Genomic DNA, 22,100 nt, shown 5'->3' with positions numbered 1-22,100 from the left:
AGAAAACAAATTTACATCCGCTTACATTAACTGGATATTATGAAATCAAAAAGTTATAGTAAGTTTTTTATATATATTTTTTAAAATTTCACTTTCTATTTTTTTTAGCGAAATGAGTTGTTATTTTTTTAATTTAAGAATTTTATACTTTTTGCACACATTTTTTTAAATATTTTGAAAGCAGGGAATATCAAGGTTTAAATTGACATAAATTACAAAAAAAGCTGTCCGAAAATCAATTTCCGGACAGCTATCTTTTGATAGTTCTTCAAACTATTTTTTTATTAAAATTTTGTGTGTTTTATTTTTAGAATCATTATTTTCTTTAATGAAGTAAATATTCTCACTTAAGTTTTGTAAATCTATAGTCGTTGTAACATTCGCTTCCGTTTTGAATGTCTTTAGAACTTGCCCTAACATATTTACAACTTGAAAATCACTGTTTGAAATAGATTTTATATTGATAATTCCTTGACTTGGATTTGGATAAATCAATATACCAGAATTAGTTTGAAAGTTCTCAATTCCTAAAGTTGTTACCGATATACAGTTTGATGTTACCATACAAGCTCCAATTGTTATTTCTACTTTGTAATCACCAGTTTGGGTTGGTGCAAAAGTATTGCTATTAGTTCCAATAGGTGAATTATCAGAACATTTATACCATTGATAATTTGCACCAGTTTGAGTTGCAGTTAGAGTTCCAGATACCTGTGTTACAGTATTGTCTAAATCACACAAATCATTAATAGCAATAGTAAATGCTTTTTCAAAAAACAGCCCGCCTTGATCTGTTGTGCGAATTAGAACAGAATACGAAGATTTGGATTCAAAATCAGGACTCGAATTGATAGTTAAATCATTTCCAGAAATAGAAAACGAAACATTATCGGTATCACCCGCTCCCGCTACTAAGGAATAAGTATATGAACTTCCCGAATCAGGATCGATAGAAGACAATGTTCCCTCAGTGGAATTGGCAACTACATTTTCATTAATCGAAGAAGCCGAAAGCGCTATATCGGTTGGTGTTTCATTTACATCATTAATAGTAATGGTGAATTGTTTTTCGAAAGTTAAACTTCCATCCGAAGTACTCACACGAACCGAATACGAAGATTTAGTTTCAAAATCAGGACTAGAGGTGATTTGTAAGTTTCCACCGCTGATATTGAAAGAAGCGTTGTCCGTACTTCCTGTACCTGCAACAAGCGTGTAAGTAAAGGTGTTGGCAGCATCGGCATCTGTAGCAGACAAAGTTCCGACAGTTGAATTACCCACCACATTTTCATTAATCGAAGAAGCCGAAAGCGCTATATTGGTTGGTGTTTCATTTACATCATTAATAGTAATGGTGAATTGTTTTTCGAAAGTTAAACTTCCATCCGAAGTACTCACACGAACCGAATACGAAGATTTGGTTTCAAAATCAGGACTAGCAGTAATTCTCAAATTCGAACCGCTGATATTAAATGATGCGTTGTCCGTGCTTCCTGTACCTGCAACAAGCGTGTACGTAAAGGTGTTGGCGGCATCGGCATCTGTAGCAGACAAAGTTCCGACAGTTGAATTACCCGCCACATTTTCGTTAATGGACGAAGCCGAAAGTGCTATGTCTGTTGGTGATTCATTAACATCATTGATGGTGATGGTAAATGCTTTTTCAAAGAATAAACTACCTTGGTCGGTTGTTCTTATACGAACTGAATACGAAGATTTGGTTTCAAAATCAGGACTAGAGGTGATTTGTAAGTTTCCACCGCTGATATTAAATGATGCGTTGTCCGTGCTTCCTGTACCTGCAACAAGCGTGTAAGTAAAGGTGTTGGCGGCATCTGTAGCAGACAAAGTTCCGACAGTTGAATTGGAAGCCACATTTTCGTTAATGGACGAAGCCGAAAGTGCTATGTCTGTTGGCGTTTCATTAACATTATTGATGGTGATGGTAAATGCTTTTTCAAAGAACAATGCCCCTTGATCAGTGGTTCTTATTCGAACCGAATACGAAGATTTAGTTTCAAAATCAGGGCTAGAGGTGATTTGTAAGTTTCCACCGCTGATATTGAAAGAAGCGTTGTCCGTGCTTCCAGTACCTGCAACAAGCGTGTACGTAAAGGTGTTGGCAGCATCGACATCTGTAGCAGACAAAGTTCCGACAGTTGAATTGGAAGCCACATTTTCGTTAATGGACGAAGCCGAAAGTGCTATGTCTGTTGGCGTTTCATTAACATTATTGATGGTGATGGTAAATGCTTTTTCAAAGAACAATGCCCCTTGATCAGTGGTTCTTATTCGAACCGAATACGAAGATTTAGTTTCAAAATCAGGACTAGCAGTAATTCTCAAATTCGAACCGCTGATATTAAATGATGCGTTGTCCGTGCTACCTGTACCTGCAACAAGCGTGTACGTAAAGGTGTTGGCGGCATCGACATCTGTAGCAGACAAAGTTCCGACAGTTGAATTACCCGCCACATTTTCATTAATCGAAGAAGCCGAAAGTACTATATCTGTTGGCGTTTCATTCAAGTCATTGATGCTAATGGTAAATGCTTTTTCAAAGAATAAACTACCTTGGTCGGTTGTTCTTATACGAACTGAATACGAAGATTTAGTTTCAAAATCAGGGCTAGAGGTGATTTGTAAGTTTCCACCGCTGATATTAAAAGAAGCGTTGTCCGTGCTTCCAGTACCTGCAACAAGCGTGTACGTAAAGGTGTTGGCAGCATCGACATCTGTAGCAGACAAAGTTCCGACAGTTGAATTGGAAGCCACATTTTCGTTAATGGACGTAGCCGAAAGTGCTATGTCTGTTGGCGTTTCATTAACATTATTGATGGTGATGGTAAATGCTTTTTCAAAGAACAATGCCCCTTGGTCAGTGGTTCTTATTCGAACGGAATACGAAGATTTGGTTTCAAAATCAGGGCTAGAGGTGATTTGTAAGTTTCCACCGCTAATATTGAAAGAAGCATTGTCCGTGCTACCTGTACCTGCAACAAGCGTGTACGTAAAGGTGTTGGCAGCATCGACATCTGTAGCAGACAAAGTTCCGACAGTTGAATTGGAAGCCACATTTTCGTTAATGGACGAAGCCGAAAGTGCTAGATCTGTTGGCGTTTCATTAACATTATTGATGGTGATGGTAAATGCTTTTTCAAAAAACAATGCCCCTTGATCAGTGGTTCTTATTCGAACCGAATACGAAGATTTAGTTTCAAAATCAGGACTAGCAGTAATTCTCAAATTCGAACCGCTGATATTAAAAGAAGCGTTGTCCGTGCTTCCTGTACCTGCAACAAGCGTGTACGTAAAGGTGTTGGCGGCATCTGCATCTGTAGCAGACAAAGTTCCGACAGTTGAATTGGAAGCCACATTTTCGTTAATGGACGAAGCCGAAAGTGCTAAATCGGTTGGAGCACTATTGGCATCTGTTACAGTGAATATTGGATTAATTCCAGAGAAGTTTGCTCCCCCTGGACCGATGTCATAAGTTGTAGTCTCATTGCTATCCCAATTAGCTTTATCACAAATTGCAGATAGTAATGCTGCTTTTGTACCTGATTTTATCCCTGTGTAGATATTGTTGTCTGCATGAAAACCAATACCACCATTAATATTTGGATCAACTGTCAATGCAATGGCATTGGTCCCTAATGTTAAACTTGGAGGTAGATAAGTGACATTATTATTACTTAAATCGCTAGTTCCCCATAGTGAACTGGTACTTCCTGGAGTTACAAATTGGCCAGGAACGATAGCAGTATTATTTATTATAGCATTAGAACCATTACCCCAAAGAAAAACAAAAGTAGTAACATCTGTTACGCTAGTGCCCTGAAAGATGAACCAGTTATCACCTCCACTAGATGAAGGAGTAACAGCAGCTGTTGACCAACCAGTCACAGAAACGTTACCTGGTAAACCGATAACTGTATTACCCCCTTGCAAAATGCTTATTTTGTATACAGTACCTGCTGGAATAGCGGAGAGAGGTTGCCATAAAATAGACCCTTCTGATGTCAGAACTGCGTTACCTGAACTAGCTTGAACGTTGGTCAGTTTGTCTGGGGTGTTTTCATTATACCAATAATCACTAATTCTAATTTGTGTGTTAGCGGCAATGGGAGCAAGAGTCACTATAGTAAGTTCATAGTAAGGAGAAGTATCATAATTTACTCCAATAATAGCAATGTCACCAGGTGATAACGTAGTTTGAGCATTTAAAGTAAATATTAGACTAAAAAAACAACCGATTAATAGTAATTTTATTTTCATAATACATTTATTATAAAAGTTATAAAAATAAAAATGGACTACTTTGCAATAGTCCATTTTTATTTTAATCGTTACGGTCTAGAAGGAAAGATTCCCTGATAGCAGATTATGTATTGCATAGCAACAAATGGCGGTACGGTTGGCAAGGGTGCTGGTCCAGATCCCCAAGGTGTCAATTGTAAACCTGTTGGGTCAAAATTCAAAGTATTGTTTACCGTTGAAGTAACTCCTATTAAATTTTGATTTGGTGCGGTATTGGTGTAAAGATTAGGGTCTCCAGCGCCACTGGTATCAACTGTTTTTCCCAAAGCATTATTGGTTGCTGAAGGAGTCGAATTAGCTCCCGAACCTGTGCTAGCTTGTAGTACCGTGTTTACTGACACTGTACCTGTTAGGTTCGATCCTGATCCTTTTACTATTGTATGCGTATGAGGAGGCATATTCGCAGCTGTAATTGGGGTTGCTTGTAAGCCTCCAACTTGTCCTAATGTATAAGTTCCTCCTGGATGCGAACCAGAGATATTTGTACATTGTGTTGGAAATGCTCCTCGCAAGTCGGGAAGTTTGAATGTGTTTGTTCCATTTCCACCATAAGTTGTTCCCAGAATAGCAAATAAAGCGGTGTATTGATTGACCGCTAAAGTTTGCCCCTCACAGGTAAAATAGCCTATAGGTGCAAAATTGCCTGCAAAAAGTTTAATAGCTCCTATTAATTCGTCATCCATGATTTTTTAATTTTTATAGGTTAATATTTTATTTAATAGATATAGAGGGCTGTAAATCAAGTTATCATCACCTTAATTACCTATACCAAAGTTAGTTGAAGAATAATTGAACTATAATTAAAATGGTACAATGAAGCCATTTGATGTTACGAAATAAGAAAAATATGTCATAATGAAGGTTTTTATTAAATGGTATCTTTTTTTTAAAACTTAATAACCAACTATATTTGCTTTTGAAAAACAAAAAAATATGCACCATCATTTTCTACTTAATAAGCCCTACGGATTTTTAAGCCAATTCATTTATGAGTTAAAAAGAAAAAAACGCCTTTTAGGAGAACTCTATGATTTTCCTGCAGGAACGATGGCAATAGGTCGCTTAGACGAAGATTCTGAAGGTTTGCTATTGTTGACAACCGATGGCAAAATGAGTGAAATCATTCGAAGCAAAAAAGTCGATAAAGAATATTACGTACAAGTCGATGGGATTATAACTCAAGAAGCTATAGAAAAATTGAAAAATGGTGTAGAAATTGGTTTTAATGGTACAAAATACACAACCAAACCTTGCGAGGCTTTTATAGTAAATGAAATTCCTAATTTTGGAGTAAGGGGCAAAAAGATAAGGGACGAACGCCACGGACCCACTTCTTGGGCTTCTATAACGGTCAATGAAGGTAAGTTTCGACAAGTGCGAAAAATGACAGCAGCAGTTGGTTTCCCTACCTTACGATTAATACGTGTACGAATAGGAAATATACATTTGAATGATTTGCAAGCTGGTGAAGTCAAAGAAGTTGATGCTTTTTTTCCAACCTCTAATTTCTAACCTCTAATTTCTAACCTCTAACTTCTAACCTCTAACTTCTAACCTCTAATTTCTAACCTCTAACCTTATTTTATGCTAAATATCGTTCTCGTAGAACCCGAAATCCCTAATAATACTGGAAATATTGGTCGCTTGTGTGTAGGCACCGAAAGCCGTTTGCACTTAATTCACCCTTTTGGATTTGTGATTAATGATAAAAATTTAAAACGTTCTGGATTAGATTATTGGGTACACCTTGACGTTACAGAGTATCAAAATGTAGCCGAATGGATATCGCAAATCCCTGACCAATCGAGAGTTTTCCTGATGAGTTCCCATGCCGAAAGATCGTATTTGGAAAATCAATTCCAAGACGGAGATTGGTTGGTTTTTGGTAAAGAAAGTGTCGGATTGAGCGATGCTGTTTTGGATTTGTTCGACTCTAATAATCAATTAACAATCCCAATGTCTCCATTAATCAGGAGTTTTAATATTGCCAATTCGGTTGCTTTTGTGGTTGGAGAAGCAAAGAGACAGATTTCAGTTGCTAAATTTTAGTCGGCAGTTTGCAGTTGTTAGTGTTTCAGTTTTTATAAGCTAGTATACTTTGTGTTCTTTTCGTAAACCTATGCACCCTTTGCGGTTAATTTTTTTACCACAAAGAAACATAAAGTTATTTTGTTGTTTTGCGACCCTTGCGTAAATCTTTGCGCCCTTTGCGGTTATTTTTTTTTTCAAGGATATTAGTTTCCCTCCGGGGTTAGGGGATTTTTAGGTAATAATAAACTTCCCTTTTTCGCTGTCAAAAACAATATGTTCGTCTTTGAATAAAGTGTTGAAACTTCCTTTGCTGATTAAGTTGCAAGGTTCGTCTTGTACGACAGTTTCGGGTGTCATGATAATCATTTCATCACTTAATTGTATGGCCATATCAATATCATGAGTCGAAAATAAAATGCATTTTCCGGTTTCGTGAGTCAGTTTTTTTAAGAGTTTAAGCAACGAAACTTTGTGTAATAAATCCAAATGAGTAGTAGGTTCATCCAAAATAATCAAAGGAGTGTCTTGTGCCAATGCTCTTGCAATCAAAACCTTTTGCAACTGTCCGTCACTGATTTCGTAATGTTTTTTTTGGGACAAGTGACCAATTTGCGTCAACTCAATTGCCTCTTCAACAATTTGAATGTCTGCATCTGATAAAGTTCCAATCCAATTGGTGTACGGTTGACGTCCCAGCGCTACCAATTCAAAAACGGTTAAATTACTGGGAGGTAACTTTTCGGTCAAAACCATGCTTAAATTTTGGGCTAATGTCAAAGGTTCGAAGCTGGATATTTTTTTATCATTTAATAAAACGGTTCCCTGCAAAGGTTTCTGGATTCCGGTAATGGTGCGTAACAAAGTAGATTTACCTATACCATTTGCCCCAATCAAAGCAATCAGTTTCCCTGCTTGTAAGTTCAAGTTGAGGTTTTCGGCAATGATTGTAGTTCCTTTTTTGGAGGAATAGCCAATACTTAAATTTTGTGTTATTAGGATGTTGGTTGTCATACTTTATTATGAATTATTTACTTATTGAAAAGTGAATTAAACACATAGGAACATAGATTTAATATAGAAAATGAAAGACGCTTCGCTCAAGATAGTTTTCATAGTGCTATGTGTATAAAAGTTTGTTCTTTAATTATCTAATTTACAGTAGTATAATTCTGTATTTCTATGTGTTTAAATAAATTAATTTAAAAGACAAAAAAATAAGCACATAAGGACCTAGAGATTTATTATTTTGGAAGAAGCTTAAAAAAATCATTTACAAATGTTTTTTGTCCTTCTTTGAAAATATTATAACAGTTAAAATTTATGATTATTCCTTTAGGGGCCTTTAAAAGTTGCATATAGGTAAGAAGTTGTGCTTCAAATATAGAATTCATTTCTAATACAGATTTTAATTCTACGACTATACAATTTTCAATGAATAAATCACATCTAAAATTAGTTGTTAGCTCTTTAGTTTTATAAAGTATTGGTACATTCATCTCTGTGTGAAAATTTATTTTCCTCTGGGATAGTTCTTCTATCATACATTGATGATATACGCTTTCAAGTAATCCTTTACCAATAATTTTTTGCACTTCAATAGCAGAACCAATTATTTCATATGTTAATTCATCTAAATATTTTTGAGTAATCATTTAATTCTGTTTTTGTTTTAAATATATGTTGATTGTATTCAAAATTATTTTTTCTAACTCTTTGACCGTAAAATACTAAATCATAAAAAGGGATAATCTTTTTTTGGAGTATCCATCTATGTGAAAAGTAAAACGACTATATTAACTCTAACGAGCGACTATAAATTCTATGTCTCTATGTGTTTAAAAATAGTATAATCACTTAAAACTCCTCTTTCGAACCAACAACCAAATCACCACCGGAGCACCTAATATCGAGGTAATAGCGTTAATTGGTAACGTAATTTCCATTCCAGGCATTTGAGAAACCACATCGCATACCAACATAATTGCCGCTCCAAAAAGCAAAGTACTCCAGAATAAAATAGTATGATTACTCGTTTGAAAAACCAATTTGGCGATATGAGGAACTGCTAATCCAATAAAAGCGATAGGCCCCGCATAAGCCGTTATACTTCCTGCCAAAATACTCGTTGCCAAGATGATAATAAGTCTTGCTTTATTGAAATTCAACCCCATACTTTTGGCGTAATTTTCACCAAGGAGTAGTGCGTTCAAAGGTTTGATGCTGAGCAAGCTGAGGAATAATCCAAATAGTACGCAAATTGTTAAAATAAGAATGGATGACCAAGACAAATTCCCCAAATTTCCCATTGACCAAAAAGTAAATTTCTGCAATTGTTCCGCCGAACTGAAATAGGTAAGAACGCCCACAATGGCACTGGTAAAACTGCCAAACATCAGCCCAACAATCAAAATAGCCATAGTGTCGCGTAGTTGTTGCGAAACCAATAACACCAATAACAAAACCGTGGTGCTGCCAAGCGTAGATGCCAAAACGATTCCGTAAGGCGACAATAAAATAACACTCAAAAAGGAAGGTAATACACTGGCTCCTAATATTACAAAAGCTACCCCCAAACTCGCTCCCGAGCTGAGTCCCAAAACATAAGGACCAGCAAGCGGATTTCGGAATAAAGTTTGCATTAAAAGCCCGCTAATCGACAACCCCATTCCAACCAAAACTGCCGTTATCGCTTTGGGTAAACGGTAGTTTATAATGATGTATTCCCAAGTCGATTTACTGGCTTGACCACCTGTTAAACTCGTGTAAATTTCCTTGAAAGGAATTGTAATAGACCCCAAACTGATGTTGACAAAAAACAGAAAAATGAGCCCTAAAAAAAGCAATGAGAATAAGATCGTATTTCGTTTTGGATTATTCAATTTGTATTTAATTCAGTTTTTGAGCAAAAGTAAAATTATAATCGGGAAGCAATTCAGGATGAAAAATTTTGATATAATCTTTCAAAACCAAGTCAGGTCTGGATGGTGATAATTCATAAAAAATAGTTCCCCCAGTAGCTCCCAATTTTCCTTCAAAAGTATAAATAGTTTTGTTTGTAAAAGCATCAAACTGGCTGTAATGTGGGTTTGCTTTTTCCAATTCCGATAATGATTTGAAGGAACCTGTTGCAATCCAAAAATTAGCTGTTTTTCCTTTGTCCAATATGTTTTCAAAAGACAATCCCAGACTACCTGTGCCTTCAAGCGATGACCAAAGATAATTGGCTTTGGCATCTCTCATAAATTGAGCAACCCAGCTATTGCCTTTGGCTACAAACCATTGGTCTTGGTACATCGAGCCATACAAAACTGTTGAAGTTGGTTTTTTGGTGGCAACCAAAGTCAGAGCGTTATTGTATTCTTTTACAATATTCTCGAATAAAATATCAGCTTCTTTTTCTTTGCCAAATAAAGCACCATACAGTTTTAACCACTCCGCTTTTCCAAGAGGTGATTGCTCCATCCAATCGGCTTGAATGAGTACTTTTAAACCGCTTTTTTGTAAATTCTCAAGAGTGGGATTGTTGTTGTCAATACCAAAAGTCACGATTAGTTCCGGAGCCAAATCAATAAGCTGTTCGTTGTTGAGTTTTTCGTTTTGACCTACATTTTTAACAGAACCGGCATCGATTAAGGCTCTCGTTTTTTCGGATGAAACATAGTCGGTATGAGGAAAACCAATCAGTGATTTTTCTACGCCCAACATTTCCAAAAAAGGAATATTAGTGGTCGAAGTCACAACAATAGATTGCAATGGAACTTGAATTTGAGTATATTTTTTTAGGCTGTCTGGAACGATTCCGTTTTTTTCTTTTAGAATGTAAGTGAAATTTTTTACCGCATCCGGCCAAGGATTTTTTACGGTTACTACTGTATAACCTTCCTGTTTATAGATGGCTAAATTTTTAGCAAATTGAATGCTATTTGAAGCAGTGGTATCATTTAGAGTGTCCTTTTTTTGATTTTTTTGGCATCCAATAAAAGAAAAGAGAATGCAGACTAAAAGAACTTTGTAGAATGAAAATCGCATAATATATTTTTTACAATAACGGCAAAGGTATATTAATTTATAAATTTCTTGTTTAATTTTTACAGTAAAAAATAAGACAAACGTTATCTTTACCAAATGAATATTGTAAAAGAGAAATATTGTTCTGCTTGTAAAATGCCTTTTAATTGTGGTGATACATTGGAAGGAGAGAAATGTTGGTGCAATAATTTCCCTGCGCTTTTCGCCCCTTTGGAGAGTGCAGATTGTCTTTGTCCAAGTTGTTTTACTAAAGCTTGTTCAAACAAAATAGACGAATTTTTGGCTACAATAACTCCAGAAACCGCCATAGGAAATAAAGCTTCGTTATTACCCGAAACCGCCAATATTATAGAAGGAATTGATTATTATTTTGAGGACGGAAACTATGTTTTTAAACCTTGGTTTCATCTCAAACGCGGATATTGTTGCAAAAGCGATTGCACGCATTGTCCGTATTAATACAAAACTAACACTATGGAAAACCAATCCAATATACTGATTTACCAAACTGAAGATGGAGTTACTAAGATTGAAACGCGTCTTCTTGAGGAAACAGTTTGGCTTACTCAAGCGCAACTATGTGAACTTTTTCAAAAGTCGAAATCCACGATTAGCGAACATATAAAAAACGTTTTTGGAGAAGGTGAATTAGATTTTAATTCAACTGTTCGGAATTTCCGAACAGTTCAAATTGAAGGAAACAGACAAGTTGAAAGAGATATAGAATTTTACAATTTAGACGTAATCATTTCGGTGGGTTATCGTGTAAAGTCGAATAGAGGAACTCAATTTCGTATTTGGGCGACTCAACGTTTGCGAGAATACATTGTAAAAGGTTTTACAATGAATGACGAATTACTCAAGCAAGCTGGTGGAGGTAATTATTTTGATGAATTATTAGCTCGAATTCGTGACATTCGTTCTTCTGAAAAAGTGTTTTGGAGAAAAGTGTTAGATATTTATGCAACTAGTATTGATTATAATGCAAATACAGATGAATCAAAACTTTTTTTCAAGACGATACAAAATAAAATGCATTGGGCTGCTCATGGACAAACTGCTGCCGAAGTTATTTATAGTAGGATTGATTCCAGATTGCCTAATCTAGGATTAACTCATTTTAAAGGAGAAAAACCAACTTTTCAAGAGGTAGAAATCGCTAAAAATTACCTCAGCGAGCAAGAATTGAATATCTTGAACAGAACAGTAACGGCTTATCTGGAGTTAGCAGAATTACAGGCGTTAAATCAAAAACCAATGTATATGAAGGATTGGATTGGTCGTTTGGATGATTTTTTGAAAATGACAGGGCAGGAAATACTACAACATTCCGGAAAAGTAAGTCATCAGGATGCATTGGATAAAGCCAAATCCGAATATGATAAATATAAAGAGTTAACAAAAAATGAATTGTCTCCTATAGAAAATGATTTTATAAAACATATTGAAAACACATTGAAAACACAAAAGAAAGGGAAACAAAAATGATATACCTAATTACAGGTGGAGAACGCTCCGGAAAGAGTAGTTATGCCGAAAATTTAGCCAAAGAATTATCTGAAAAACCAATGTACGTGGCCACAGCCAGAAAGTGGGATGAAGATTTCCAGAAACGCATTGACCGTCATCAAAAAGATCGTGATGAACGTTGGGTCAACATAGAAAAGGAAAAGCATTTGAGTGAAATTGATTTCTCCGGAAAAGTCGCTATTGTGGATTGCGTGACGCTTTGGTTGACCAACTTTTTTGTGGACACCAAAAATGATGTTGCTTTATGTTTGGAACAAGCGAAAGCCGAATTGGATGCCATTGCACAACAAGAAAATGCTACGATTATTATTGTAACCAACGAAATTGGAATGGGTATTCACGCCGAAACACACATTGGCAGAAAATTTACAGAACTTCAAGGTTGGATGAATCAATACATTGCTCAAAAAGCCGAAACGGTTGTGTTAATGGTGTCCGGAATTCCAGTAAAAATAAAAGGATAGATTTTATAAAAATAAGTTTTTAAATATGGGCGTTACCACAAGGGTCGGGCTATCCGCTATATTCCCGATTAACAAAAACTACGGCAAAAAAGCCTTGTTTTTCTAGATCGGGAGATGCCGCTTTTATCCCTAACGCAAACACAGAGTACAACAATGACATTAGATGAAATTATAAAATCACGTCGCGACACCCGTCATTTTACTCCAGACGAAGTTCCAGATCAAGTGATTCAAAAAGCACTACAAGCAGGACATTTCGCACCCTCCGTCGGTTTGACGGATGCTACCAAATATTACCTGATCAAATCGGCGGAAATTAAAAAAGCGATAAAGGATTTATTTTTAGATTATGATTTAAAGGCAACAAACTTAACCGATGATGAAGGGCAAAAATCACAATACAAATCTTTAAAACTGGAAGCAATCGAGGAAGCGCCACTCGGATTGGTGATTTGTTACGACCGTTCGGTTTTGAATAATTTTACGATTGGAACTGTCGGCAGTAATGAAGCGATAAAGTTTAGTGCCGTTTGTGCTGCCCAAAACATTTGGCTTTCATTGACAGAACAAGGCTATTCTATGGGTTGGGTTTCGATTCTAAACTATTATCAATTCAAACAGCTTTTGGGATTACCAGAAAATATAGAACCTCTGGGGTATTTTTGTATTGGTAAACCCGCTACCAATTACGACAACCAACCCATGTTGCAACAACTGAATTGGAAACAAAAGCAAGAAAATCCTTTTATAGAAGAAATTAAGGTTTTAAATGAAAGTAATATTACTCTAAATTCTAATATTTCACCTCAAATTTTAAATTCACAAATTCTCCAAGTTCCCTCAGTGCTCCCCCTTCGGGGGTTGGGGGGCTGGGTTAGGGGGCTTCTTCAACAAAAAATAGACAACAAAACCAAACCAACAGGTTCTCTTGGCGTTTTGGAAAGTCTGGCGAAACAAATTGGAACTGTTTTTCAGACTTTAGAACCCAAAATAACTAAACCAAATATAATCGTTTTTGCTGCCGATCACGGAATTGCCAATCATGGTGTGAGTGCTTATCCACAGGATGTGACACGACAAATGGTAACTAATTTTCTGGAAGGTGGAGCAGGGATCAATGTCTTTTGCAAGCAAAATAATATTGAATTAACCATTGTAGACGCAGGAGTAAATTATGATTTTCCAACAAATGCCAATTTGGTATCGGCGAAAATAGCGAAGGGAACTCAGTCATTTTTGCAAAGTCCCGCAATGAGTAAAACCGAATTGGATTTGTGTTTTTCAAAAGGGGCAATAATTGTAAATTCTATTTTTGAAACAGGTTGCAATTGCATTGGTTTTGGCGAAATGGGAATTGGAAATACGTCTACAGCTTCGGTGTTGATGTCTGTACTTTTGGAAATCCCTATAGAAGATTGTGTGGGTAAAGGAACCGGAGTTGTTGACGAAAAGCTACTTCAGAAACAAAACATCCTCAAAAAAGCACTGGAAAATTATAATGGTTCAAATGATTTACAAAGCAAGTTAGCCTACTTTGGCGGATTCGAAATTATGCAAATGGCAGGCGGAATGCTACAAGCCAAAGAAAACAATATGCTCATTTTGGTGGATGGTTTTATTTGCACTGTTGCTTTTTTAATAGCCTATAAAATGAATCCATCAGTTAAGGAAAATGCGATATTCTGTCATTCCTCTGCAGAGCAAGGACATCAAAAAATATTAGATTATTTGGATGTTCGTGCGTTGTTGCAACTCGATTTGCGATTGGGAGAAGGTACAGGTTGTGCGGTTGCGTTTCCGATTATTCAATCAGCAGTGACATTTTTAAATGAAATGGCGAGTTTTGAATCTGCTGGTATCAGCAATAAATAAATAAATATGAAGAAACAGTTACATATATTTTTTACCGCTTTGATGTTTTACACCCGAATTCCATGTCCCAAAAACATCGACCACAATCCCGATTATTTAAACAAAGCATCCCGCTATTTTCCTTTAATTGGTTGGATCGTTGGCGGAATTTGCTTTGGAATTTATTATCTGGCATCATTTGTGTTTTCTGTTGAAATTGCTTTGATACTATCGATGATAGCAGGAATTCTAATCACAGGAGCTTTTCACGAAGATGGTTTTGCCGATGTTTGTGATGGTTTTGGAGGTGGTTGGACCAAAGAGAAAATTCTTCTGATAATGAAAGATAGCGCTATTGGTGCTTATGGAGCTATTGGCATTGTTTTGCTTTTTTTACTAAAATTCAAAGCTTTATCGAATTTGGTTCAGAGTACTGCAATTACGAATCACTATTCACCAATCACTATTTTTTTCCTTTTTGTCTCTGCTCATTCCATCAGTCGTTTATCTGCTATTTCTATAGTTTTTACCCATCACTATTCAAGAGAAGATGCAACGAGCAAAAGCAAACCGATTGCTCAAAATTTTACTTGGAAAGAAGTGGTAGGAGCCTCCTTTTTTGGATTATTACCTTTGGTGATTTTGTCTTTTTTTCAATGGCAATTATTGTTGGTTTTACTCCCTGTTTTTGTAGCACGATTTTTTCTTGCCCGTTATTTTCAAAAATGGATTGATGGTTATACGGGAGATTGCTTAGGAGCAACGCAACAAGTATGTGAAGTTATTTTTTATCTGTCAATTATAGCGATATGGAAGTTTATTTAGTTCGTCATACCGAAACGGTTTGTGAAAAAGGAATCTGTTATGGTCAGAGTGATGTCGGAATTCGGGAGCCTTATGATGTTGTTTTTGAATCCATTCTGAACCAATTACCACAAGAGGCTGTTTTGTATTCCAGTCCATTACAACGCTGTGCTATTTTGGCAAATCACATCAAAGAAAATACTCAAATCGATTCCGTTATTGAAGATTCAAGATTGATGGAAATGAATTTTGGGGATTGGGAATTAAAAAGTTGGAACGATATTCCTCGTGAAGTTTTAGACCCTTGGATGGAAGATTTTGTTTCTGTTGCGGTTCCTAATGGTGAATCGTTTATAGATTTGGACAATAGAGTTCGAGATTTTTTAGAAATTGAAACTGCAAAAATGCATACCAAACCGCTTATAATTGTTGCACACTCAGGAGTTATCCGAAGCATTTTGTGCAAAATAAATAATCTTCCTTTGCAAGAAGCTTTTAAAACACAATTGGATTATGGGGTGGTAATTAAAATAAAAATCTAAAATCCATTTGTAAATAAGTTTCTACCAAGAATTGTGGGGGTTTTTAAATTTAAGATTAAATTTAAAATTCTAAACCATTAAGAAATTAAGATTCATTAAGCCTGTAACCTTAATGAATCTTCATTTCTTAATGCTTTATTTTATTTTCAATACTTTATTTTAGTAGAAGCTTTTTTTGATAAAATCCACACAATTGAGGGTAGAACCATAAATAATAACAAAAATGCCAAATTTTTATTTTAGCCCCGATAGAAACGATATCCTTTTATGCTGGGGTTCAGCATAAAAGATATAGGGTATAGCGGGAACCATTCTTCCTAAAAATGCCCTTTGCCTTTGCTTCAAAAATTGACAGTTAAACTCCATTTTGTAACTCATTGTTTAAGAGTATTTTGAATGTTAAAAAACATCGATTTTAATTTAAATTTGATTTTTTGATTTTTTTAACTTTATATTTGCACCCGAATTAAGGTTGTGTTTTACTTTTTGAGAAAACACATTAAAAGGGAATTAGGTTTAAAACCTAAGCTGTTCCCGCAACTGTAAGCTATCAAGCTTGTTGTTATCTACAAACCACTGTTTCGAAGTTAGAAATTAGAAGTTAGAAGTTAAATACTTCATTCTTCTTACTTGTAACCTAAAATGGGAAGGTGAACAACAAGACGCAAGCCAGGAGACCTGCCTTTTTTCTTAACTAATATCGAACTTTCGGGAAAAAAGGTTCAGAAATTATGACTTTAAGAAAACTATTACTTTGCCTTTTCGTGTTAGTGTGCCAATTCATTTCGGCACAAAATGACTCTATAACCAATTTAAAAGAGGTTATAGTTTCCGACCGCACATTGTATTCAAACAATAAATCCCAATCGATTCAAGTGCTGAATGATTCGGTCATAAACAAAAATCAATCTTCTCTTTCTAGTTTACTAAACTATAACAGTGTGTTGTATTTCAAGGAATACGGACGCGGAATGTTGTCTACCGTTTCTTTTAGAGGAACGACAGCCTCGCAAACAGCCGTGATTTGGAACGGAATAAATGTCAATTCGCAACTCAATGGTAGTGCCGATTTCAACACATTCACTGCTCCCGATTTCAATTCGATAAGTATCAAAGCCGGTGGAGGAAGTGTAAGTTATGGAAGTGGTGCCATTGGCGGGACCGTTCATTTGAACAATGATCTGGTTTTTAAAAATAAATTCGAAAATGATTTGCGATTGGACTATGGTAGCTTCAACACCATTAGTGTCAATTATAAAATGGTTCTTTCCAACAAAAAATGGAGTACTCAGGTTGGGTTTTCCAGAAACAGCTCGGATAATGATTATCCCTACATCAACCAATATACTTGGGATGGTATTCAACGAAAAAACGAAAATGGGCAATATGCTACGACCAATTTGTTTGCCAATGTAGGATACAAAATTAATCCTAATTCGATTATTACCTTTTATAGCCAGAGTTCAAACACAGATCGAAATCTTTCTTTAATTTCAGAATCGGATTCGAAAACAAAATACGTCAACACTTTTAGTCGAAATCTTTTGGAATATTCAACCACCAAGGAGCGTTTCAATAGCAATTATAAAGTAGCTTATCTCACAGAACAATATCAATATTTTGAGAATATCGACAGCGATGATTTTAGTTTTGGAAAATCAGAATCGCTTATAGCAAAAATGGATTTGGGTTACAAAGTGACGGAATCCATCAAACTGAATGGAATTTTGGATTACAATCGTACGAAAGGTTTTGGTACTAGTTTTGGTGATAATTCGAGACAAATTGGAGCAATTGCAATTAAAGCGGTAGAAAAGTATAATGAAAAATGGCAAAATGAATTGGGCTTTAGGAAAGAAGTAAGCTCAGATTATGACAGTCCATTCTTATTTTCATTGGGTTCCTCTTATAAGTTCAATTCTTTTTACAATCTAAAAATTAATCTATCGAGAAACTTTAGGATTCCGACATTTAATGATTTGTATTGGGAAACAGGCGGTAATCCCGATTTGAAACCCGAGAGTTCCTATCAGGCTGAGGTTGGAAATGTTTTTACGTATGAAAAATTCACTTTATCCGAAACAGTTTATTTCATAAAAATAAGTGATTTAATTCGTTGGGCACCTATGGATGGCAGTAATTGGTCGCCTGAAAATATAGATCGTGTGAATAGTTATGGTTCTGAAACGAATTTGGGGTGGTCTAGTTCTTATGGAAAAAATAATTTAGCGCTTAATGCCAGTTACGCCTTCACCGTTTCCAAAAATGTAGCAACAGGAGAACAGCTAATTTATGTTCCGTATCATAAATTCAATTCGAATGTTTCTTATTCCTATAAAAAAATAGCAGCAACCTATCAGTTTCTATTTAATGGAGCGGTTACAACACCTTCTCAAAAATACCATTTAGTCAAAGAATATTGGGTTTCCAATTTGGGAGTCTATTACGATCTGGGAACTAAAAATACCTGCAAAATCGGTTTTCAGGCTTTGAACCTTTTTAATCAAAATTACCAAAGTATTTCTCAGCATTATATGCCAGGAAGAAATTTTATAATCAACCTAACCTTTAAATTTTAATAAAATGAAATTCAGTAAACTAGTTTTAACAACGCTAATCTTTTCCATATTTTTTGCATCATGTACCGATGATGACACAAAACAAGATATTCCATTAGGAAGTTATGATAATGGTCTTTTGATTTTAAATCAAGGATTATTCCTGAATAATGATGCTTCAGTTTCTTATGTTTCCTCTGATTTTTCAATTGCGCAGAATGATATTTTTTCGGTAGTAAATCCTGCTAAAACTTTAGGAGATACTGGACAATTTGTTGGTTTTTACAATGAGTTGGCCTATATCGTTTTGAACGGAAGCAATAAAATAGAAATTGTAAATCGTTATACTTTAAAAAGTGTTGGAAGCATTAATTCAGGATTGAAGAATCCAAGATATATTGCTTTTGCAAATGGCAAAGGATATGTTACCAATTGGGGTGACGGAAGCGTTGCTACCGATGATTTTGTAGCTGTAATCGATTTAACAACAAATAAAGTAGCTAGTTCTATTCCTGTTATAGAGGGGCCTGAGAAGATTCTTTCGAATTCAGGAAAATTATATGTTGCTCATAAGGGAGGGTTTAGTTATGGAAATAAAATTTCGGTTATAGATGTAACTACAAATGCTATTTCTACCACTATTACCGTAGGGGATGTCCCTGAGAGCTTGGAGATAAAAGATGGCACATTATGGGTTGCTTGCTCTGGTAATCCAAGTTATGTTAAAGCTCCATTGGTAGAAACTGCGGGTCAAATTGTGAAAGTGAATTTGTCTACCAATAAGGTTGCAAGTACAATTGCCTATTCGGATGCTACAAAACATGTATCGAATTTGGTATTGAACGGAAGTGATGCCTATTATACCATCGATTCTGATATTTATAAAATGAGTACTTCAGCAACTGCATTGCCTATAACTTCGGCATTTAGTACTACAGCACAAGGAGTTTATGGTGTGTATAGTTTTGCAGTTCATGGAAACCATATTTATGTGGGTGACGCAGGCGATTACACACATAATGGAAAAGTATACGTTTATGCATTAACAACACCATCAATTGGTACATTAGAAAAAACATTGACAGTTGGAGTTATTCCAGCGGGTTTTTATTTTAATGATTAAGTTGAGATACTATTAGTTAAATATTTTAGCTGATCGTTTTGATATAATGCCGTTGTAACTTTCATTTGGATCTCTCGATAGTTTTAGGATTGTGAAACTAATTTGAAATTAATGATGGTATTAGGTTTTAGTTATGAAAAAAAAGAGGCTTTCAGTGATGAAAGCCTTTTTTGAGTTATTTAGTATTTGTTTTATTTATTCCAAAGATTTTAAAAGCCCTTCTGGCACTTTTTCAATATACATTTGATTTTGTACGCCATTTATTGATTTTGAATCTTCAAAATGAGGAAATATTTTACCTGAACTCTTTTTAATCATTTTGGCTGTTCCTGTAATTTTACCAATGGCTGTACTCAATAATGGATCTGATATAGTACCTAATACACCCATATTGGCAACATTTTCTAGGAGTACATAATCGGGATCTAAGCCATTAACATAATCCCCAAAATCATTTGCATTTACTATTTTCAAAACTAGTGGTTGCATCGCATATCGATGATTCGGATTACGTTTGGTTTTACCAAAAGTTGGCGAATCATAAATAGTAATAGATCCCACATTTTTTCCTGTTGTTTTATCTCCAATTTGAACCACATCTATATAAGGTTTCAAACCGTTTATCACCAACTCGCTAGCCGAAGCAGTACTTTTGGAAGTCAATATGTATATTTTAGTACGATTTAAACTGTTTATAGGAATGCCATCAATAGCGTTTGTAAACAAATTTTTTAATGCTTCTGGATCTTCTGACTCATAAAATGCATTGATCTTGTTATTCCATCTCTGTTTAGAAAATACTTTGTCTGTAAATTGTCCCGTTATCATACTCGCTAATCGTGTAGCAGATTGAACAGAACCACCGGAATTGTATCTGAGGTCTAAAACAAAGTCTGTTATACCTTGTGATTTTAATGCACCAAAAGCATCATTAAGTGGAATGTCATAATTGGGATAAAAGCCATTGTACATTAAATACCCTATTTTGTGACCTCCTGTTTCTATTACACTATTTACCAATATTGGATTCTCGGCAAGCTCCGTTTTTGTTAATTGAACTGATTTTCCGTTTGGCGTGATTTTACCATTATCATAATCAGCTAAATTCAAGGTGTAATTTTCTGCATTTAATAATAAAGTGTAGCGATTGCTGACAGTAAGTTGGGTTCCGTTTACACCATAAAAGATATCACCACGCTTAATAGCTTTGGTTGATGCATCTGAATTGGAGATAATATAACGTACTGAACCATAGATTTCTTCCGGATTTGATTCTTTACGGTAAAGAGCAAAATCTACTCCGTCATTTTTTGTAGTTCCTTGAAGCATTCCTTCCAGTTCTAGATAATCACTAACAATCCAACTGAAACGGTCAACCGCCTCCCCTTTTTTAGGATATAAACTTACTGGCTTGTTTAACAAACTTTGGAATAATGTTTCCGGTTTTGGATATCCACTCAAAAAAGTATTTAATTCCGATTGATTAGCAAATCTTTTGTCGGCCAAATTTGGCACCTCAGCTTGCCACAAATAATACAAATTAAGACCTTTCCAAATGAAATCATTCACTTCTAATGAAGCTGGTGGTGCTACATCATCCATGTCTTCACAACTCTGAAAAGTAATGAGAGCTATGAATGCTAAAAGCGTAATTTTGAAAGTTGTCTTCATATTGGTTTTGGTTGTAAGTATACAACGCAAAAATACTAACTTTAGTTTAATTTTATTTTTTTTGTAACAAATATAATTGTGCCTCGTCTTGATTGTATAACCGAGTTAATGAAACCATTTTTATGAACCAAAACGAATTTGTGCATTTAATCAATCCATTCAAAGATAAGCTCTTTCGATTGGCAAAGCGATTACTCGTGAGCACAGAGGAAGCAGAAGATGCTACTCAAGAAATTTTGGTGAAATTATGGAGTAAAAATGAGAACTTAGATTCATACAACAGTGTTGAAGCAATGGCAATGACAATGACAAAAAATTATTGTTTGGATCAATTAAAATCAAAACGGGCCAGTAATCTTAAAATTGTGCATACTAATTTTACAGACAGGGAACCTAGTTTAGAAAAAAAAGTAGAAGATACAGATAGTTTGGATTGGGTAGAAAAATACATCAACCAATTGCCTGAACAACAGCGGTTAATAATACAATTGCGTGATGTAGAGCAATGCGAATTTGAAGAAATCGCTAAAATACTAGAAATGAATGAAACTGCTGTACGCGTAGCACTTTCAAGAGCAAGAAAAACAATTAGAGAATACATGTTAAAAACACATCGTTATGGAGTTCAATAAAATAGAAGTACTTTTAGAAAAATACTTTGAAGGAGAAACCAGTATTGCAGAAGAAACAGAGTTGAAAAACTATTTTTCATCAGCCAATGTAGCGCCTCATTTAGAACAATACAAAGCCATATTTGGGTATTTTGAAGTTTCAAAAGCACAAAAGCTTACTAAAAAACCGCTTTTTGTTTCAAGAAAACGAAAAATAAATTGGCTAGCAATAGCAGCATCTATTGTTGTGTTACTGGGAATTGGAACGTACACCTATAACAATATGCATATTGCTAAAGAAAGTAAGGAATTAGGAACTTATGATAATCCAGAAGAGGCTTTACAGGCAACCCAAAAAGCATTGGCGATGTTGTCTGACAATGTGAATGTTGGTATTGAAGGTGTACAATATCTTCAAGTTTATGAAGTAACTAAAGAAAAAGTATTTATTGAATGAAAAGGATAAATGTCATCATTCACCAATTATGTTTTTGCGTGAGGGATGGCAGTGGAGCTCTTTTTTGGGAGACTTTTTTGTCTCTCAAAAAAAGCGGGAATGTACAGCC

At 35.3% G+C, this 22,100-nt stretch carries 19 protein-coding genes and 1 riboswitch; of the genes, 12 read left to right on the top strand and 7 right to left on the bottom strand.

Going from position 1 to position 22,100, the window contains the following annotated elements:
- Window positions 1-273 precede the first annotated feature (273 nt).
- Together OYT91_RS00715 and OYT91_RS00710 are read right to left on the bottom strand one after the other, a co-directional pair.
- Window positions 274-4,278 carry a beta strand repeat-containing protein gene (locus OYT91_RS00715; protein WP_281239100.1) on the bottom strand — a complete coding sequence of 1,335 codons (4,005 nt, stop codon included), beginning with the start codon at window positions 4,276-4,278 and terminating at the stop codon, window positions 274-276.
- 71 nt (window positions 4,279-4,349) lie between these two features.
- Complete coding sequence (locus OYT91_RS00710) at window positions 4,350-5,003, bottom strand: phage tail protein (RefSeq protein ID WP_281239099.1); 654 nt, start codon at window positions 5,001-5,003, stop codon at window positions 4,350-4,352.
- 250 nt (window positions 5,004-5,253) lie between these two features.
- Between OYT91_RS00710 and OYT91_RS00705 the strand changes: the two genes are divergently transcribed.
- A complete protein-coding gene (locus tag OYT91_RS00705; protein WP_281239098.1) occupies window positions 5,254-5,832 on the top strand; it encodes a pseudouridine synthase in 579 nt (192 codons plus the stop codon).
- Window positions 5,833-5,904: 72 nt separating this feature from the next.
- Complete coding sequence (locus OYT91_RS00700) at window positions 5,905-6,369, top strand: tRNA (cytidine(34)-2'-O)-methyltransferase (protein ID WP_281239097.1); 465 nt, start codon at window positions 5,905-5,907, stop codon at window positions 6,367-6,369.
- Between the two features lie 213 nt (window positions 6,370-6,582).
- On the opposite strand, the gene OYT91_RS00695 is transcribed toward OYT91_RS00700, so the two are convergent.
- The 4 genes from OYT91_RS00695 to OYT91_RS00680 form a co-directional block, all read right to left on the bottom strand.
- Window positions 6,583-7,362, bottom strand: coding sequence for an ABC transporter ATP-binding protein (locus OYT91_RS00695; RefSeq protein WP_281239096.1), 780 nt, complete (start codon window positions 7,360-7,362; stop codon window positions 6,583-6,585).
- 230 nt (window positions 7,363-7,592) lie between these two features.
- Entirely contained in the window at window positions 7,593-8,003 is a 411-nt protein-coding gene (locus OYT91_RS00690; protein ID WP_269223524.1) for a GxxExxY protein, read from the bottom strand.
- A gap of 198 nt (window positions 8,004-8,201) precedes the next feature.
- Window positions 8,202-9,230, bottom strand: coding sequence for an iron chelate uptake ABC transporter family permease subunit (locus OYT91_RS00685; protein ID WP_281239095.1), 1,029 nt, complete (start codon window positions 9,228-9,230; stop codon window positions 8,202-8,204).
- A gap of 7 nt (window positions 9,231-9,237) precedes the next feature.
- On the bottom strand, window positions 9,238-10,380 hold the full coding sequence (locus OYT91_RS00680) for an ABC transporter substrate-binding protein (protein WP_281239094.1): 1,143 nt from the start codon (window positions 10,378-10,380) through the stop codon (window positions 9,238-9,240).
- 96 nt (window positions 10,381-10,476) lie between these two features.
- On the opposite strand from OYT91_RS00680, the gene OYT91_RS00675 reads away from it, so the two are divergent.
- The 8 genes from OYT91_RS00675 to OYT91_RS00640 all read left to right on the top strand — a co-directional run bounded on the left by OYT91_RS00675 (window position 10,477) and on the right by OYT91_RS00640 (window position 19,252).
- Window positions 10,477-10,839, top strand: coding sequence for a DUF5522 domain-containing protein (locus OYT91_RS00675; protein WP_281239093.1), 363 nt, complete (start codon window positions 10,477-10,479; stop codon window positions 10,837-10,839).
- Between the two features lie 15 nt (window positions 10,840-10,854).
- Complete coding sequence (locus tag OYT91_RS00670) at window positions 10,855-11,868, top strand: virulence RhuM family protein (RefSeq protein WP_281239092.1); 1,014 nt, start codon at window positions 10,855-10,857, stop codon at window positions 11,866-11,868.
- Window positions 11,865-12,374: a bifunctional adenosylcobinamide kinase/adenosylcobinamide-phosphate guanylyltransferase gene (gene cobU, locus OYT91_RS00665; protein WP_281239091.1), complete on the top strand. Its 510-nt coding sequence runs from the start codon at window positions 11,865-11,867 to the stop codon at window positions 12,372-12,374. Before OYT91_RS00670 ends, cobU begins: the two co-directional genes overlap by 4 nt.
- A gap of 153 nt (window positions 12,375-12,527) precedes the next feature.
- A complete protein-coding gene (gene cobT, locus OYT91_RS00660) occupies window positions 12,528-14,246 on the top strand; it encodes a nicotinate-nucleotide--dimethylbenzimidazole phosphoribosyltransferase (protein WP_281239090.1) in 1,719 nt (572 codons plus the stop codon).
- A 6-nt stretch (window positions 14,247-14,252) separates the two neighbouring features.
- Window positions 14,253-15,050: an adenosylcobinamide-GDP ribazoletransferase gene (locus tag OYT91_RS00655; protein WP_281239089.1), complete on the top strand. Its 798-nt coding sequence runs from the start codon at window positions 14,253-14,255 to the stop codon at window positions 15,048-15,050.
- Window positions 15,035-15,571, top strand: coding sequence for an alpha-ribazole phosphatase (gene cobC / locus OYT91_RS00650; protein WP_281239088.1), 537 nt, complete (start codon window positions 15,035-15,037; stop codon window positions 15,569-15,571). Before OYT91_RS00655 ends, cobC begins: the two co-directional genes overlap by 16 nt.
- A gap of 452 nt (window positions 15,572-16,023) precedes the next feature.
- Window positions 16,024-16,271: riboswitch (cobalamin riboswitch) on the top strand.
- Between the two features lie 31 nt (window positions 16,272-16,302).
- The gene (locus OYT91_RS00645) at window positions 16,303-18,150 is read left to right on the top strand and encodes a TonB-dependent receptor plug domain-containing protein (RefSeq protein WP_281239087.1); all 1,848 of its coding nucleotides are present in this window, start codon (window positions 16,303-16,305) and stop codon (window positions 18,148-18,150) included.
- Between the two features lie 4 nt (window positions 18,151-18,154).
- On the top strand, window positions 18,155-19,252 hold the full coding sequence (locus OYT91_RS00640) for a DUF5074 domain-containing protein (RefSeq protein ID WP_281239086.1): 1,098 nt from the start codon (window positions 18,155-18,157) through the stop codon (window positions 19,250-19,252).
- Between the two features lie 195 nt (window positions 19,253-19,447).
- Here the strand turns inward: OYT91_RS00640 and OYT91_RS00635 are convergent, their stop codons facing one another.
- Complete coding sequence (locus tag OYT91_RS00635) at window positions 19,448-20,923, bottom strand: GFO_1087 family putative carboxy terminal peptidase (RefSeq protein WP_281239085.1); 1,476 nt, start codon at window positions 20,921-20,923, stop codon at window positions 19,448-19,450.
- Between the two features lie 122 nt (window positions 20,924-21,045).
- Between OYT91_RS00635 and OYT91_RS00630 the strand changes: the two genes are divergently transcribed.
- Together OYT91_RS00630 and OYT91_RS00625 are read left to right on the top strand one after the other, a co-directional pair.
- Complete coding sequence (locus OYT91_RS00630; protein WP_281239084.1) at window positions 21,046-21,555, top strand: GFO_1088 family ECF-type sigma factor; 510 nt, start codon at window positions 21,046-21,048, stop codon at window positions 21,553-21,555.
- Window positions 21,542-21,991 carry a PG0215 family putative anti-sigma factor gene (locus OYT91_RS00625; RefSeq protein WP_281239083.1) on the top strand — a complete coding sequence of 150 codons (450 nt, stop codon included), beginning with the start codon at window positions 21,542-21,544 and terminating at the stop codon, window positions 21,989-21,991. The genes OYT91_RS00630 and OYT91_RS00625 overlap by 14 nt, the downstream gene beginning before the upstream one ends.
- Window positions 21,992-22,100: the final 109 nt, after the last annotated feature.

This window comes from Flavobacterium praedii (assembly GCF_026810365.1).
GTDB lineage: Bacteria > Bacteroidota > Bacteroidia > Flavobacteriales > Flavobacteriaceae > Flavobacterium > Flavobacterium praedii.
Note: the sequence above shows the minus strand (reverse complement) of the source record. Positions and strands in the feature narration are given on the sequence as shown.